Below are 16,021 nucleotides of genomic sequence, written 5' to 3'. Positions count from 1 at the left end.
CGCGGCATGGACATCGTAAGCTCGCTTGCCGCCCTGGTGCGGGTCACGGAAACCGGTTCGTTCTCGGCCGTCGCGCGTGAGCGGGACGTCAGCAAGGCGGCCGTCGCGCGCCAGATCGCCGCCCTGGAGCAGCATTTCGGCGTACGTCTTCTTCATCGGACGACACGCAAGCTCAGTCTCACCGATGACGGGCAGGTGCTGCTCGGTCTCGCCAGGCCCGTACTTGAGGGTATTGACACCATCGAGGCCGCGCTTGGGCGGCAGAGCGCTTCGCCTATCGGCTTGGTGCGTGTGGGAATGATGGTTGCAGCGAGCCACTTCCTTGCGCCGCGTCTGCCGACCCTGCTCAAAAGCAACCCCGGACTGAAAGTCGAACTGGTCGTCAGTGACCGGTTTGGCGATATGATCGAGGATCGGCTCGATCTGGCGATGCGGATAGGCGAGGTCACCGACGCATCGGTCGTTTCGCGGCGGATCGGAATTGCGGCACGTGTCGTGGTTGCTGCGCCGGGCTACGTGAAAGATCAGGGGTGTCCATCAAGTCCGGCCGAGCTCGGCGAGCACACCTGCATCGTGCACGACGTCGGGCCCGATTCGGATCTGTGGACGTTCTCGTGTCCCGATGGTGTTCGAGACGTTCGGGTCTCAGGCGGCATTCTCGCAAATGATGGAAGCGCGGTGCATCTCGCCGCACGTGCCGGCTACGGCATTGCCTTTCTTCCTCTGGTTCAAGTTGTCGACGATCTTCGCCGGGGCGAACTGGTTCGGCTTCTGCGCGACTATCCCTCTCCCGGAATGCCGTTCAGCCTGGTCTATTCGTCTCGCCGGCACCTGGCGCAACGCACACGCACGGTCATGGATTTCATCATCGGCCAAGTACGGCATATTCGCAACGATCTATCCATATCGCCCGGGGAAAGCGTCGTATGACTCCGAACGGATGGCGCGATGTTGACGCGGGTCGATGCCAACGCGCTCAAGAACCCATACGTCCCCGCACGCCGTCACATGCTGGCTCAGTCGGATCGATTGGCTCAATTCGCGCGACAGTCTTTTGCGTCCCGTCTGCTTTTTTTGAAGCTGCGCGCCGGCTAGCTATGGGCCGGTTTCAGTCGAAACGACGGAGAGCAGACATGACCAAGACCATCACATTCAGTTCCATCGCAGCGGCGGTACTGGCCGCCGCAACCTTCTGGGGCACTGCGGAGCCGGCAAGCGCAAAGGACTATGAGTACTGCCGCGTGGATTACGCGCTGGGACCTACGCGCATCTGCAACTTCGACACCATGGAGCAGTGTCTTGCCACGATTTCCGGCCGAGGTGGAAGTTGCACGCGCGATCCATTCTTCAGTGCCGGATCTTCCTATGCGTATGCGCCGAAGAGCCACGGCCATCGGCATCAGTAAGGTGTGCGGAAGCGGGCATGGCAAGGCTCTGGCGGGATTTCGCGCCAGAGCCTGTCAGTGTTTCGTTCCTCCAAGGTGTTTTCCTCCAGAAGGATTCATTCGGAACCAATGCCGTTTCGCGTCCGCAGGATAGCCCTCTTCATCGATGGACCATCCATGGTCGCGGACGAGTTGCGTCGACAGGCAGACGCCTTCGTCGATTTGCAGCAGATGGAATTCAAGATCGGGCGAGAGGCAGCCGACATGCGCATGAGCACCTCACCCGGATAGGCTTGCGCTTGCCTTCCATGCTGGACAATGCTGTGAACTCGACTAACTTGGAGCGCTGGCGGAGATAAGAGCAAGAATATGTTTGACCTCTTGAGAGGGGGCACTGAAGAGACCGTCGCAGTGATCGAGCGCGAACTGCGGTGTGGTGTCTGGAGCTGGAATCTTCGTACGCACGAAATGCGATGGTCGCGAGGGTACTATGATCTTCTCGGAATCGAGCCGGGAAAGGTAGAACCGTCCTTTTCCGCCATTCTCCAGGTGACGCATCCCGACGACCGTGGGCCGCAAGCGGAGGTCGAGCGCATCATACAAAAGGCCTCTACAATCAGGCGAAAATTCCGTGTCATCCGCCGGGGCGGCAGTGTTGCGTGGATTTATTGCCAGATCATCATCTTCGTCGATGCCGAAGGCACCTCGGACAGGGCGATCGGCATCTGCACGGATGTAACGGCTCGCGAGGATCAGCTCAGCCGACTGCGGGTGTCCGATGAACGGTACCGAGCCTTGGTCAAGGCCTCCGGGGCCGTCGTTTGGATCGCCAAATCGGACGGCCAGATTCATGAGGTCATCAATTGCGATCATGGCGGCGAGGTCCGCGCCGACGCGCTGCGTTCCGGCTGGCTGCAGCTGGTCCATCCGGAAGACCGTGAGAAAATCATCAGCATTCGCGAGACAGCGAGCCGCGAAAAGCGGGGCTGGGACGTGGTGCACAGGGTTCGCCAAGCTGACGGCGGCTTTAAATGGAAGCGTTCAACCGGCCAGCCTGTCCTCGACGACGCCGGAAACATCAAAGAGTGGCTCGGGATCAGCGTTGACCTCGAGCCCGATACGCCGTCTGCTGCCGGCCATCGGATCACAGGAGCCCAGATTAGGGCCGCTCGTGGGTTACTGCGGTGGTCCGTACTGGATCTCGCGCACGCCGCCGGTACAACCCGCGCGACCATACGGCGCCTGGAGGAGCTGGACGGCGCATCGCCGCAAGCGGACCCGATGCTTCCCTCTATCCAGACTGCCTTGTCAAAAGCCGGTGTTGATTTCTTCTTTCCGCCAGCTGGCAAACCAGGCGTACGCCCGCGCTAGATTGGCGGTTGGCCGCGGGCAAGCCAGCAAAATTGGTTTGTACCCGCGTGGTCGCTCAACAATCTCGTCCAATCTGGTGCTGAGTTCGCAAGGCATGGTCTCCGTTGCGGCATTGCAGTCATCCGCGACTGCCGTAAGCAACCAGTTTTGCCTAACAGAAGGTTAGTCGGCGCGCATTATCGTTCCGCATGTCGGCGTCAGCCATTGCGGGCGGGACCATGAGAGACATCGTTCGATACCTTGGAATCGACACCCGCGCTCAGCTCCTTGCGGAGCGGCTGTGGCAGTATCTCGACGAGCCGAGCAGCGGGATTATCGCGGCATTCCTTCGACACACGCGACAGTCAGCGGTCGGCGGTCTCCTGGATGATCCGATTATCGAACGCCTGATGGCCGAGCAGAAAGAGCATTGGTGCTCTCTGTTCAATAGCGGCTTTGACGAGGCCTACCAGCGAAGGGCGACGCTGATCGGAATCAGGCATCGTGAACTGGGCCTCGACTCGAAGTGGTACATCGCAGCTCATGCGTCAATAAAGGCCCGCTTTGCGGAGGAGCTCCTTCTGCGGACGAAATTTCCCCTGCCGCTCAAGTCGGCGCTGCTGGTTACCCTCGAAAAGTACGCAGCCGTCGACTTGGCGATCGTCTTGTCGAGCTATTCGTCCTGGCTCGCCGACTAACCGTTGCCGATTTACCCGTCCCACCCGGTTTTCCCTGCAAATTCAAAGGAATTTTCGAATGACGACATCTTTAGCGACATGCGACGGCGTAGATCAGGAGCGAACGTCCAGGATGCGCTTCATGGGGATCACTGCCCGAACCGGCGAGTTGTTGCGGGAGTTCTGGAAGATTGCGGAGCCGGCGGTGCCCGAAATATTGGACGGATTCTACCGACATGTTGCAAGCGAGCCCCGGCTGGCCAAATTGATCGGCAAGGACATTCCCCGATTGAAAGGTGCGCAGGGCACGCACTGGGCGCGCTTGTTCAACGGGCGGTTTGATGACGAATATCTGAAGGGTGTTCGCGCCATCGGTATGGTCCATAACAAGATCGGCCTGGAGCCGCGCTGGTATATCGGCGGATACAATCTCGTCTTGAATCAGCTCGTTTCGCTTGCGGTCCGGCGATATCGCTGGAGGCCCGCGCATCTCAGTGAGCTCCTGAGCGCCGTCAATTGCGCCGTGATGCTCGACATGGAGATCGCGATTTCGGTCTACCAGGAGGCGATGCTGGCCGAGCGCGAAAAGCGTCAAGAGAAGGTCCATGCCGCGATCCACGACTTCGACGCACGGATGACCGCCGTACTGGACGCCGTCGGTGGATCGGCCGGCAATCTCCAGGGCGCTGCCAACACCCTGGCTGCGCGTGCTTCACAGTCCACCCAACAGTCGAGCGCAGTGGCTGCAGCCTCAGAGGAGGCGTCCACCAATGTGCAGGCCGTGGCTGCGTCGACAGAACAGCTCACCTCATCAATTCGGGAGATCGGACGCCAGGTTTCCGAATCCACGCGAATTGCACGGACGGCGGCGGAGCAGGCCGCCCGATCCGGCGAAACCGTTCAGGGACTTGCGAAGGCGGCCCAGCGCATCGGAGATGTGGTGGATTTGATCAACAACATCGCCGGGCAGACCAATCTGCTCGCGCTCAATGCGACGATCGAGGCAGCACGGGCCGGCGAAACGGGCCGAGGCTTCGCTGTGGTCGCTTCCGAGGTTAAGGCGCTGGCGGAACAGACGGCCAAGGCAACCGGAGAGATTGGCGAGCAGATTCTCTCGATCCAGGGAGCAACCAAGGAATCGGTCGGCGCGATTCAGGAAATCGGCGGCACGATCCGATCCGTCAACGAGATCGCCACGGCGATAGCCGCGGCCGTCGAAGAGCAGGGAATGGCCACGGCCGAGATTTCGCGCAACGTCCAGCAGGCCGCACGCGGTACTCAGGAAGTATCGAGCAACATTGCCGGTGTGAGCCAGGTCGCGACCGAAACCGGACAGACGGCAGGGACGCTGCTGAGCGCGTCCGAACAGCTTTCGAGTCAGGCCGCCTCCCTTCGTTCGGAAGTGGAAGCGTTCTTTTCCCAGATCAGGGCCGCCTGACATAGCAGCGAAGCCGGCGATCGGTCTGTTCGGTCGCGGTCAAACCAATGGGCGATCTCGCGATCGCGAATCAGTGATGGTCAGCGTGCTTTCAAATAGAAACGAACCCGGCTGCGAGTTTGATCCGTCGAGCGATTCGATCAATGTCGAGCTGAAGCCCGAGGTCGACTGGAAAAAGCTGATCCACACGGCCATTCAAAGCAGCACGCATGGCTTGTGCGTCTTTGATAGACACGAAAGACTGGTGATCGCGAACGAGCAGCATCGCGCAATGTATGCGCTGACACCTGCCCAGAACGTACCCGGTCTCTCGGTGCGGAGCATCCTGGAGAATCGGTATGCGCGCGCGGGGAGTGCGAGCATTGGAGCGCAGCAGGTCGAATATCTCGCTGCGATAAGTCGCAGGGAGGAATTCCAGGCGACGTGGGAACTAAGGGACGGATCTTTCATCGAGATCGATATGCGACCGATGTCTGACGGCGGCTTTGTCGAAAGACATCGTGACATTACCGAACTTCGGCTTGCGGAGATCAGTGCCCAGGCTGCGACCCAGGAGCTGATCGAGAAGCAATATGCGCTCGACCAGGCGGTCATCGTCGCGATCACGGACGTCAGTGGCAGGATAATTTACGCCAACGACAAATTTTGCCAGATCAGCGGCTATTCTCGCGAGGAGTTGCTCGGAAACAATCACCGCATCCTGAAGTCCGGCGTCCACGCACGGGAGGTCTTCCGGCAGATGTACAGGTGTCTTGCGTCGGGCGAGGTATGGCGCGGTGAGCTCTGCAACAAGGCCAAGAGCGGTGAGCTCTATTGGGTCGACACGGTTATCACGCCGCAGCTCGGCCCAGAGGGAAAGCCGGTCGCCTATATGGCCATCCGGATCGACATCACGGCTCGCAAGAAGGCCGAGGCGCAAGTCTACCACGCGGCCCGGCACGATGCGTTGACCGGTCTTCCGAACAGGGCAGCTCTGCTGGACAATCTCTCGGAATGGCTCGACAGAGTGCCGGCACGGCAAAATCTCGTCGTCTACCTGCTCGATCTGGACGGGTTCAAATGCGTGAATGATACGCTCGGACATGCCGCAGGGGACTCCTTGCTCCAGCAACTGAGCGTTCGGCTGAGATCAACTGTCGGAGACGATGATCTGGTTGCACGCTTGGGGGGCGATGAGTTCGCGATCGTACAGGTCGGCTCCCAGGAGGAGCGCGAGCAGGCGATCAGGTTGTCGGTGGCCCTGCTCGAAGTCGTGGCAAGACCCTTCATGGTGGAGAGCCAGGAAGTTTCTGTTGGAGTGAGCATCGGGATATCGCTCTCACCGGCCCATGGTCTCACCGCCTCCGAGTTGCTGTACAAGGCCGATTTGGCTTTGTATCGAGTCAAGTCGGAGGGCCGGAACGGGTTCAGGTTCTTCGAAGACGAGATGCATCGCCGCGCGCAATCCCGCAATCAACTGGTCAACGAGCTCCGTGCTTCGCTGGTTCGCGGCGAATTCGAGCTTCATTATCAGCCGATCTTCGAGGCCGCAACGTTGCGACCGCGTGGCGTGGAAGCACTCGTGCGATGGCGCCATCCGACCCACGGGCTGCTTTATCCTGATCGTTTCATTGGTGTTGCCGAAGAAGCCGGCCTCATGGAGGCGCTGGGACAATGGATCCTTCAAAAGGCGTGCGCAGACGCGGCGTCTTGGCCTGAGGAGATCAAGGTCGCCGTCAATCTGTCGCCGGCGCAGTTTCGGGGGGCAACGCTGTTCGATGTCGTACTCTGCGTGCTGGTCGAAACCGGGCTTTCGCCCCAAAGGCTGGAGCTAGAGGTGACGGAGTCGATGCTGCTGCAGGACATCGAAGAGAATTTGCTTTTGTTTCGCCAGCTCAAGAATATCGGAATATCCATTGCACTGGACGACTTCGGTGTTGGCTACGCATCGCTTGGTTCGGTGGTGTCGTTTCCGTTCGACAAGTTGAAGATAGACCGGTCGTTCACGAGGGAGCTGTTGAGCAGGCCTGCGAACAAGGCGGTGGTCGCGTCGATCATGACGCTGGCACGCGGCCTGAATGTGCAGGTGACGGCAGAGGGCGTAGAGCAAAAAGAACAGCTGGAGTACTTGCGCGATCAGGGAGTCGATCTCATCCAGGGGTACTTGCTCGGCAGACCCGCGCCATGGGCTGAACTGAAACTGGTTTCGGGGTGGCCTGATCAGCTCCGCGCAACCTGTGCCTGAAACCAGACATACTGCACATGGCATGACAACCTCCATTTCCTTGTCTCTCGAGCTTGAAGACGCCATCGCGAGCAGCGATGTTCGGCGTCGTGCAACCATACTGAGGCGAGTAGCCGATCTTTTCGTTGGATCCGGAAGTCTGCCACCGCAGGAGGCTTCCTTGCTCGATGACGTGATGAACCGCCTTGTGTCGGAGGTCGAGGCCTCCGCGCGAGTTCAGCTCTCCGAATACCTGGCTGAATGTCCGCTCCAGGCCCCGAAGACCATGAGAAAACTTGCGATGGACGATCTTATCGAGGTCGCCCGGCCGATACTGGCGAGTTCGGAACACGTCGACGCGCAAGCTCTCGAAGAGTGGGCAACCACCGGGAGCCAGGCGCATCTGATGGCCATCTCAAGCCGCGCAAGGGTACCGGAGCCTGTGACCGAAATCCTGATGGACCGAGGCAACCGCGAAGTGGTGCTATGTGTTGCGGCAAATGCCGGAGCTCGCTTTTCAGCATTCGGGTTCGCTTCCCTCGTGCTCCGCTCGTACGGCGACGAGGATCTCACCGTCGCGACCTGGATCAGGAGTGACGTTCCCAGGCGACATCTGTTGAAGCTCTTCGCGGACGCATCCTCGGCCGTGAAGGCCAGGCTCTGCAAGGAAGATCCCACGAAGGGAAAGGCGATCGAAGATGCTATTGTTCATGCGGTGGATCGTCTCCAATCGCAGACACGGCGTTTTTCCCCGGAATGCTCGAATGCGTCAACCGTTGTGCGGCTCCTCGAGCAATCTGGCAAACTTGACGAGGTCGCGTTGCGCGGATTCGCCAATTCAAAGCGCTTCTCGGAGGCGGCGATGTCGCTGGCCTCGATGTGCGAGCTGCCGGCAGGTCTTATCGAGAGAGCCCTGATCGATGACAGAGCAGAACAGATATTGGTTCTCGCCAGAGCTGCAGGGTTGAGTTGGGAGACCGCCAGGGCGCTCCTGGTTCTCAAGAGCCGCCCCCACGAAGCCAGGGACGATCTGGAGCGGTTGCTCGAAGTCTTCCTGCGGCTCAGGCCGCAGACTGCGCGCAAGGCCGTGCAATTCTATAGACTTCGTGAGCGCGCTCTCGGTCAGGGCGGCTCGCCCGGCGGGGACGGGCCGAATCGTTAACCAGCGTCCTTCCCGGCCGAAAAAATTTTTCGCCCGGGTCTTGAAACTTTCGCCGGCATGCCAAATTCTTTCGGCGTCGTCCTAGGACGATCGGGACGCCATCTGGGTCCCGCCAAGGAGACGGGCACCGGTCGTGTCCGGTGCCGCTCGTAACCATTTTGCTCTCAGGAGGATCTGGCTATGCGCACTGTTGATTTTTCGCCCCTGTTCCGGTCGGCCATCGGTTTCGACCGTCTTTTTGATCTCGCCGAAGCCGCCCAGCGCGTGGGCGACGAAACCTATCCCCCCTACAACATCGAACGTCTCGACGAGAACCGCTTCCAGATCTCGGTGGCGCTCGCCGGCTTCACGCCGAATGAGGTCGCGCTGACGGTCGAGCAGAACGTCCTGACGCTCGAAGGTCACAAGAGCGAGAAGGAAGGTAAGACTTACCTTCATCGCGGCATCTCGGCACGCGACTTCAGGCGCCAGTTCACGCTCGCCGACCATGTCGAGGTCAGGGGTGCCAGCTTCGAGAATGGCTTGCTCATCATCGACCTGCAGCGGGAGATTCCCGAGGCGATGAAGCCGCGGCGTATCGCGATCAACGGCACCGTCCCCAGCAACGTGACGCAGATCGAATCCAAGGCCGCCTGAGGCCGTCTTGCAGATCAGCGACCGGGCCGCGCGGATATCCCGCGCGGCTGTCCTCAACTCGTCTCAGAAACGGAGGCAACCATGCGGCCGACGACCGCCCTTGACGACAACGTTGTCGATCTCAACGCTTTTCTTCATCCCGGCACCGCGTTCGCACACCCCCGGGACGTGGTTTCCGATCCCACCCTCAGCCTTTCCGAGAAGCGCGCCATCCTGGCTTCATGGGCGTCCGACGCTTCCGCGATTGCATCGTGCCCCTCGCTGCGGGCGCCAGAAGGACTGAAGGCGCCGGTCACCATCGACGAGATCCTGGAAGCGCTTTGCGCGCTGGATGACGGCCCCAGAAATCCTCCAACGAATCCTCCAAGGAATCCTCCAAGAAATCCCCCCGGCGGCAAGCCGATGCGCCTCAGATCGGTCGAGCGCGCTGCAGCCTAAGAGAGGAGCCATGGACATCATGGGTCCGCTCAGGCGACACGCAGTCGGTGGCGTGCGGGTCGAGCGGCGGCTCAGACGACGACGCGACGCGTCGGCGATCCTCGCACGCAAGTTCGATTCGGTGGTCGCTTGATATCTCTCAAAATCGAAAAAGGACATCGTCAGGAGCGACGAGCATGTTTGATGAAGATCTGGCCCGCATCCGTGCGCACCGCAACAACATTCACCGCTATCGGCGGCTCCAAAGAACGAAATTGTCGGACCTCGAGCGCCGGTTCGTCGAACGGCGCCTATCGGAGGAGCAGGCCGCTCTCGAGGCGCTGACGTCCAGGACGTTCCCGGTCGCGTTGACCATGCCGAGAGGATCAATCGGGCGGTCGAACGTGGAGGCCGCCTCATGACCGAGGTTCAAGCCCATCTCATCCGCGGCAGCGAGAAGGTCATCAGTCACTATCGCCAGCTGCTGGCTGGCGCAAAGACCGCCGAGGAGCGCGAACTCTATCTGAGCCGCATCGAGCGGGAGCATCGCGTTCTCGCCCGGCTTCAGCATGGTCTTTCGGAGCGGTCCGCAGCATGATCTCTCGAAAGGACGGGGACCAATTTGCCACTTTCGACCTCTTGCTGAAGCGCCGCGGGCGCGGCAGATGGAAGTGGTCCGTGTGCGCGGCTGGCGGCCAGGCCGTCATGTCCGGCTCGGAATGCACGCGCGCGGGAGCGAGGTACAAGGCGGAACGCGCGTTGTTTCTCCTGCTGTGCGCGGGAGCCTCGCGCGTTTCGCAGATGTCTGGACAGGCATGGCCGGATCGACCGGCTGCAAGAAGCCGCCCGATCACCATGTGATCAACGGAGCACGATTCAGCCAGGCATCGCTGCGCAGTTGATCAAGAACGAATGTCGCGACGTCTTGCCGCGAGATGCTTCCGCCGTGAAAGCCGGAGAGATCGGTCAACGCTTGGACCTCTCCGCGGCCAGGCTTGTCGTTCAGAACGGAGGGACGAACGAGCACCCAGTCGAGCCCGCTGTCCCTGACGATGGCTTCCTGCCGGTCTTTGTCGGCATAGACCTTCTTCAGGAGAAGCGGGAAGATCACGCGATCGAAGAGAAAGCCGCCGTGCCCGCGGCTGTCGCCGGCGCCCATCCCCGTGATGGCGACGAGGCGAGAGACATGCTCGGCCTTCATCGCCTGGACGAGCGCACGCGTCGCAATCGAGAGCAGCGTCACTTCGCGGAAGGGACTGGCGGGCGTGCCGAGCGCGCTGACGACGGCGTCCTGTCCTGTGACGGCTTCGCGAAGCGCCTTCTCGTCGCTGACGTCGCCGACAACGAGGCGTGCGCCGTTCAGATCGCCGGCCTTTTCCGGTGACCGCACCAGGGCGGTGACCTGATGGCCGCGCGCCAGCGCCTGCTTGACGATCTGGCGTCCGGTGCCGCCGGTTCCTCCAAGAACCAGTATCTTCGTTGAGGATGTTTTCGCGCTGTTGTCCGTGAGGGTATTCATTGTTGTCTCCATGAATGGGAATGCCTTCCAGGGGCGATCCCGCTGTGTCAGTGTTCGGTATGGGATTAAGTGGTGCGCGTGGAAGGCTTGCTCCCACGCGCGCGGTGATCACGCCTGATCGGTGAAGGGATAGTCGGTGTAACCTTCCGCGCCGCCCCCGGCGTAGAACAGGGCAGTCCGCACCTCGTTGAAGGGCGCGCCGGTCTTGAGGCGATGGACGAGGTCCGGGTTGGCCAGCGCCATGACGCCGAGCGCCTCGATGTCGGCAAGTCCCGCGGCCACGTCCGAACCGATCTGCTCGCGCGCGCGGCCCGGGCGATTGACGATCAACGCGCCGCCAAACGTCTTGCGGATGTCTGCCAGAAGCGGATCGCTGCGAACATAAAGGACGTGCACATAGGCAAGGCTCATCTTGTCGAACTCCTGCGCCAGATGGCGGTAGAGATCGTCGTTGTCCTGTCCTTCCGCGATGCCGTTGGTGGGAATGCCCGGCGAGAGACGGATCGCGGTCTTCTCCGGACCGATGGCATCGGCGATGGCGCGAACCACTTCGATGGCGAACCGGGCCCGATTTTCCATCGAACCGCCATACGCATCGGTCCGGTGGTTGGCGTTCGGCGCGAGAAATTGATGGACCAGATAGCCGTTGGCACCATGCACTTCGACGCCATCGGCGCCGGCTTCGACGGCACGTCGGGCCGCGTGCGCGAAGTCGGCAACGGTCTGCCTGACTTCGTCGGTGGTCAACTCGCGCGGCTGCGGGATGGGCTGCATCCCCTTCAGCGTGAACATGTCTACGCCGGGCGCGATCGCCGACGGGGCGACGGGCTGGCGATGATGTGGCGTGTTGTCGGGGTGCGCCATGCGGCCGACATGCATCAGCTGGACGAACAGGCGTCCTCCCGCGGCGTGAACGGCATTCGTGACCTTGCGCCAGCCGGCGACGTGTTCGTCGGTGTAGACGCCCGGCGTCGCCAGATAGCCTTGCCCGTCTTCGGACGGCTGCGTGCCCTCGGTGATCAGAAGGCCCATCGTGGCCCGCTGGGCGTAATAATCCGGTGCCAGGTCGCCCGGCGTGCCGTCGAGCTTCGCCCGGCTGCGGGTCATTGGTGCCATGGCCAGCCGATGCGGCAATTGCATGTTGCCCAGTTTGATGGGGGACCAGATAGTGGTCATGCGACTTCTCCTTTGATGCTGTGTTCGGTTAGAGGGGAATTGGTCAGAGCGTGCCGTCGACGAGCAGCTCGCGGGTGCGCTTGAGCGTCGACAGGAGCGCGGCCCTGTAGCCCTTGTCGCTGTCGAACTGCGCCTGCTCGGCCTGCTCCTCGGGACCATCAGGCCGCTTTCCGCGCAGGCCGAGGTAGCAGTAGAATCTGAGCAGCAGCTCGCCTTCGTCGTTCTCGACGATCTCGTTGATGATGGCGCCTTCGCGCGGACCGGTGGCCTGGAAGAACGTGACCTTGCTCTGCGGCTCGAGCGTGATGATCTCGCGCAGATCCGCGCCGGCGATGGTGGCTTCGCGCACCAGGTGCGTTGCGCTCTCCTCGACGATGTCGCAGCGCGTGCAGAGGCCGGGCGGCAGAAACAGACGGGCGTCGCGCGCCTTGAGCTCCAGTCCTTTCCAGACCTGCTCGCGGCTCAGCCTGGTTTCTCCCTGCGGGTTCACCGGGACGGTGGCGGTCGAATAGATCATGACGATGGTCCTTGTCTCTGTGTTTGTTTTCGACCGCGACAGCTGCGCCGGCCGGTTGGTAGCCACGAAACTAGTGATCCAAATAAATTGCGATAGCCGCTGATTCTGGACACATCGTCTCACTTGTGGAACAGCGGTTCGAGCGCGGACACCGCGATCAAGTCGTCGCGTGCGCATGCGCGGCCTTGCACCGGCCCGCCGCAGGGCCGGACGCGAGGCGTGAGTTGTCGTTGTTCGAGACGGAGTGCCGAGCCTGAAGGCCATAACGCTCCGCCGATCGTGCGAAACGCAAGGTTTCTCCAGTTCGAGACGTGACGACGCGAATGGCTGAGATCAGCAGCCGCCGTCGTTCAACGTATTGCCTGGGCCAGCACAAGCAGGCCGACGAACAGGCCGATCGGCGGCAGATGGGAAAATTCCCTGTTGCGCACGACGGTCCAGGCCGCCGCGGCGATGACGAGCGCGCCGCAGATCAGGCCGAACGGGAAAGTGCCGGGGAAGGCCATCAGAGCGGCAATGGCTATCTCGAGCGCGCCGGTCACGCGGCACCACCACGGCGGAAAGCCCCAGCGCGCGAAGCTGCTCTGCGTCGCTGCGGTGCCGATCGCATTGTACAGGCCCGCGCCGAAGAACGCCGCGGCAAGTGTCCAGGTGGCGAGAATGGACAGCATCTCAGGATACTCCGGCGATCAAAGGGATCGCCGCCAGGATCATCAGCGCTGCGGTGACGCCATGGACGCCCAGCGCGCGACCGGTCGAGCCCCTTGCCGCGAGAATGAGCGACATGTCGCCGACGGGAATGATCGCTTCGATCAACAGAACCAAACCGACCATGCGTGGCCCGCCCCACGCCATCAAGGCGAGCACGACCAGTCCCGAGACGACGTCGCGCACGCCCTTGAGGCGAAGCCACCAGGCCACGTTCGGCCCCTGCTCGGGAAGCGGCAGGCCGAAGCTCTGCGTCGCGGCCCGCGGGTTGGTCAGATACATGACCCCGATGGCGATGATCCCGAGAGCCGCCAGCCACGCCACAGCGATTGAAAACCAGTACATCGACGCCTCCTTATTTGATCGCTACATAATTTAGCATTGCTAGATCATCAAGTGATGATACGCTGAGACGTCATCACGGTTTGGAGAGCAGGTCTTGGGTGTCGCCGAGAGGAAAAGCAGGGAGCGGGCCGATCGGGAGCGGCGCATCACCTCGGCTGCACGGCTGATCGCCGAACGCGAGGGATGGAGTGCCGTCACGATCCGCCGCCTCGCCGACGAGATCGAATACAGCCAGCCTGTCCTCTATTCCCACTTCGCGAACAGGGACGCGATCGTGACAGCGGTCGCGCTCGACGGGTTTGGCGAACTCGCCAAGGCACTTCGGAAGGCCGCCCTCCGATCGGGCGATCGTGGCAAAGCGATCGAGAGCGTCGCAATGGCGTATCTCGCCTTTGCCCGCCAGCACCCGGCTCTTTACGAAGCGATGTTCACGCTGCCGACCAGCCTCCGCTTCGCGGAAGCTAACACCAGGCCTGAGTTGAAGGACGGTTTCGCGGCGCTGGCGTCCGTGGTCGCGCCGTCCAGGAACGACGTCGAGGTCGCGACCGAGACATTCTGGGCGGCTCTGCACGGATTGGCGGAGCTCGAGCGCTCCGGTCGGATCAGGAAGAGCGCGCGCGATCAGCGGATAGCGCTGGTGGTCCGCGGACTTCTTGATGTCTGAGCGGGACGTCTACAGCCGCATGCCGCCCGAGACTTCGATCCGCTGGGCGTTGACCCAGTGATTTGCGTCCGACAGCAGGGATGCAATCATCTGGCCGAGATCTTCAGGAACGCCCGGTCGGCCGAGCGCGGTCATTTTCGAGACCAGCTCGTTAACGACTGGGTTGTCGCGCACCACACCGCCGCTGAAATCGGTCTGGACCGCGCCCGGCGCCACCGTATTGACGTTGATGTTTCGCGGCCCGAGGTCGTGCGCCAGATAGCGGGTGAACACCTCGACGGCGCCCTTGAGCGTCGCGTAGGCGATGCTGTCCGGATTGACGAAGCGCGTCACGCCGGAGGAGATATTCACGATCTGGCCGCCGTCGGCGATCAGCGGCAGCAGCTTTTGCGTGAGGAAGAATGGGCCCTTGAAGTTGACCTTGAAGAGCTCGTCGAGCTCCGCTTCGGTGACCTTCGCAAAGGCCGTATGGTTCGAGATGCCGGCGTTGTTGACGAGATAATCGAAGCGTTCGGCCTCCATCTTGCTCAGCGCGTCCCGTACGTCCGCGACGAAGGCCTCAAAGCTGTCGATCGCGCCGACGTCCAGCCTGAGCGGAATGGCCTTCGCCCCGACATCATCAGCTTGTGTCGCAACAGCCTGGGCTTCGGTGTAGCTGAAGTTGTAAGTGAAGATCGAGTTCACGCCGCGCTTGGCGAGATTGACGACGGTGCTCCGGCCGAGCCCGCGGCTGCCGCCGGTGACGATGGCTATTCTTTTTCGGTCTGCGAGGATGGTCATGAAGGGCACTCCGAGGTCGGGTTGGTCGGCTGCCAGCAAAATGGTGATCCGCTTTTTTCACTGTAGTCGTTATATTTAGACAGACCGTTTCATGGGTGGAACACATGGACTTGCTTGCCCTCGCAGATTTCAACCTCGTTGCGCGATACGGGGGCTTCGGGAAAGCCGCCAGGGCTTCCGGTCGGCCGAAGGCAACTCTCTCGCGCCGGGTTGCGGAATTGGAAAGCAGCCTCGATCTACGCCTGTTCGAGCGCGGTACGCGGACCGTGAAGCTCACACAGGAAGGACGCGCCCTTCACGAACGCACGGCGGCCTTGCTCACTGATCTCGAACAGACAGCGGCAACGATCGCGTCGGGCGCCGACAAGCCGCGCGGCCGGTTGCGGGTCAGCGCGCCGTTGCTGTTTTCGCAAACAGCGATGGGAAAGCTGGCGGCTCGCTTCGCATTGAAATATCCGGAGGTCCTGCTCGAGATCACGACGGAGGACCGCTCCGTCGATATGATCGAGGAAGGCTATGATCTGGTGATCAGGGTCAATCCGGATCCGGATGAAACTCTCGTCGGGCGAATCCTGATGCGCGACCGGCTGGTGGTGGTAGCAAGTCCTGACCTGAAGCGTCCCAAGGATGATCGCAAGGATGATCGCGCAGTTCCGACCGTCGTCCGGGGAGCGAACGATCTGGGCCCTGTCTGGGACATGACTGCACGAAGCCGGAAACTGCAGATCAAGGCCAACCCGATACTTCGCCTGTCTTCATTGATCATGGTTCGCGATGCGGTTCGTGCAGGTGTCGGCGCGGCCCGTCTTCCCGTGTCGCTTGTCAGTCACGACCTGCGCGCCGGCAAGCTCATCCATTGGGGCGATGTCGACGGGCCGCCAATCGTGCTCTGGGCGCTTTACCCCTCGCGCAGATTACTGAGCGCCCGGGTATCGGCGTTCCTCGACTTTCTCAAGGAAGCCTTTCCTTCGGGTACGCCCGAGGAACTCGCGGCCTTCATCGATTAGGAATTCGGGCCGAGAAACGAAAGATCTCCGTGAGATC

The 16,021-nt window shown here is 61.5% G+C and carries 18 protein-coding genes; 12 read left to right on the top strand and 6 right to left on the bottom strand.

Annotated elements, in window-relative coordinates:
* Nucleotides 1-6 precede the first annotated feature (6 nt).
* The 10 genes from M2427_RS21555 to M2427_RS21510 all read left to right on the top strand — a co-directional run bounded on the left by M2427_RS21555 (nt 7) and on the right by M2427_RS21510 (nt 9,866).
* Complete coding sequence (locus M2427_RS21555; RefSeq protein ID WP_280708645.1) at nt 7-930, top strand: LysR family transcriptional regulator; 924 nt, start codon at nt 7-9, stop codon at nt 928-930.
* 203 nt (nt 931-1,133) lie between these two features.
* Nucleotides 1,134-1,406, top strand: a complete 273-nt coding sequence (locus M2427_RS21550) for a DUF3551 domain-containing protein (RefSeq protein ID WP_280708643.1) — start codon at nt 1,134-1,136, stop codon at nt 1,404-1,406.
* 348 nt (nt 1,407-1,754) lie between these two features.
* On the top strand, nt 1,755-2,756 hold the full coding sequence (locus M2427_RS21545; protein WP_280708642.1) for a PAS domain-containing protein: 1,002 nt from the start codon (nt 1,755-1,757) through the stop codon (nt 2,754-2,756).
* Between the two features lie 218 nt (nt 2,757-2,974).
* A complete protein-coding gene (locus tag M2427_RS21540; protein WP_280708641.1) occupies nt 2,975-3,433 on the top strand; it encodes a protoglobin domain-containing protein in 459 nt (152 codons plus the stop codon).
* Nucleotides 3,434-3,491: 58 nt separating this feature from the next.
* Nucleotides 3,492-4,850 (top strand): globin-coupled sensor protein, encoded by a 1,359-nt coding sequence (locus M2427_RS21535; protein WP_348521938.1) that lies wholly within the window; start codon nt 3,492-3,494, stop codon nt 4,848-4,850.
* A 76-nt stretch (nt 4,851-4,926) separates the two neighbouring features.
* Nucleotides 4,927-7,074, top strand: coding sequence for an EAL domain-containing protein (locus M2427_RS21530; RefSeq protein WP_280708637.1), 2,148 nt, complete (start codon nt 4,927-4,929; stop codon nt 7,072-7,074).
* Nucleotides 7,075-7,234: 160 nt separating this feature from the next.
* On the top strand, nt 7,235-8,215 hold the full coding sequence (locus M2427_RS21525) for a DUF2336 domain-containing protein (protein ID WP_280708636.1): 981 nt from the start codon (nt 7,235-7,237) through the stop codon (nt 8,213-8,215).
* A gap of 180 nt (nt 8,216-8,395) precedes the next feature.
* Nucleotides 8,396-8,851 carry an Hsp20 family protein gene (locus M2427_RS21520; RefSeq protein ID WP_280708635.1) on the top strand — a complete coding sequence of 152 codons (456 nt, stop codon included), beginning with the start codon at nt 8,396-8,398 and terminating at the stop codon, nt 8,849-8,851.
* Between the two features lie 81 nt (nt 8,852-8,932).
* Nucleotides 8,933-9,289, top strand: coding sequence for a hypothetical protein (locus M2427_RS21515; RefSeq protein ID WP_280708633.1), 357 nt, complete (start codon nt 8,933-8,935; stop codon nt 9,287-9,289).
* 397 nt (nt 9,290-9,686) lie between these two features.
* Entirely contained in the window at nt 9,687-9,866 is a 180-nt protein-coding gene (locus M2427_RS21510; RefSeq protein ID WP_280708631.1) for a hypothetical protein, read from the top strand.
* Between the two features lie 252 nt (nt 9,867-10,118).
* On the opposite strand, the gene M2427_RS21505 is transcribed toward M2427_RS21510, so the two are convergent.
* From M2427_RS21505 to M2427_RS21485, 5 genes are all read right to left on the bottom strand, one after another.
* Entirely contained in the window at nt 10,119-10,787 is a 669-nt protein-coding gene (locus M2427_RS21505; RefSeq protein ID WP_280708630.1) for an SDR family oxidoreductase, read from the bottom strand.
* Nucleotides 10,788-10,895: 108 nt separating this feature from the next.
* On the bottom strand, nt 10,896-11,963 hold the full coding sequence (locus M2427_RS21500) for an alkene reductase (protein ID WP_280708628.1): 1,068 nt from the start codon (nt 11,961-11,963) through the stop codon (nt 10,896-10,898).
* Between the two features lie 43 nt (nt 11,964-12,006).
* Complete coding sequence (locus M2427_RS21495) at nt 12,007-12,480, bottom strand: SRPBCC family protein (protein WP_280708626.1); 474 nt, start codon at nt 12,478-12,480, stop codon at nt 12,007-12,009.
* Between the two features lie 350 nt (nt 12,481-12,830).
* Nucleotides 12,831-13,151 (bottom strand): DoxX family protein, encoded by a 321-nt coding sequence (locus tag M2427_RS21490; protein WP_280708625.1) that lies wholly within the window; start codon nt 13,149-13,151, stop codon nt 12,831-12,833.
* A gap of 1 nt (nt 13,152) precedes the next feature.
* Nucleotides 13,153-13,533, bottom strand: coding sequence for a DUF4267 domain-containing protein (locus tag M2427_RS21485; protein ID WP_280708624.1), 381 nt, complete (start codon nt 13,531-13,533; stop codon nt 13,153-13,155).
* Between the two features lie 94 nt (nt 13,534-13,627).
* Between M2427_RS21485 and M2427_RS21480 the strand changes: the two genes are divergently transcribed.
* On the top strand, nt 13,628-14,197 hold the full coding sequence (locus M2427_RS21480) for a TetR/AcrR family transcriptional regulator (RefSeq protein ID WP_280708623.1): 570 nt from the start codon (nt 13,628-13,630) through the stop codon (nt 14,195-14,197).
* 9 nt (nt 14,198-14,206) lie between these two features.
* Here the strand turns inward: M2427_RS21480 and M2427_RS21475 are convergent, their stop codons facing one another.
* On the bottom strand, nt 14,207-14,977 hold the full coding sequence (locus M2427_RS21475) for an SDR family oxidoreductase (RefSeq protein WP_280708622.1): 771 nt from the start codon (nt 14,975-14,977) through the stop codon (nt 14,207-14,209).
* 104 nt (nt 14,978-15,081) lie between these two features.
* Here M2427_RS21475 and M2427_RS21470 point away from each other — a divergent pair, with 104 nt between their 5' ends.
* Nucleotides 15,082-15,984, top strand: a complete 903-nt coding sequence (locus tag M2427_RS21470) for a LysR family transcriptional regulator (protein ID WP_280708621.1) — start codon at nt 15,082-15,084, stop codon at nt 15,982-15,984.
* Nucleotides 15,985-16,021 lie beyond the last annotated feature (37 nt).

Origin of the sequence: Bradyrhizobium sp. BR13661, from assembly GCF_029892425.1 — a bacterium.
In the GTDB taxonomy this organism is placed as follows: domain Bacteria; phylum Pseudomonadota; class Alphaproteobacteria; order Rhizobiales; family Xanthobacteraceae; genus Bradyrhizobium.
Note: the sequence above shows the minus strand (reverse complement) of the source record. Positions and strands in the feature narration are given on the sequence as shown.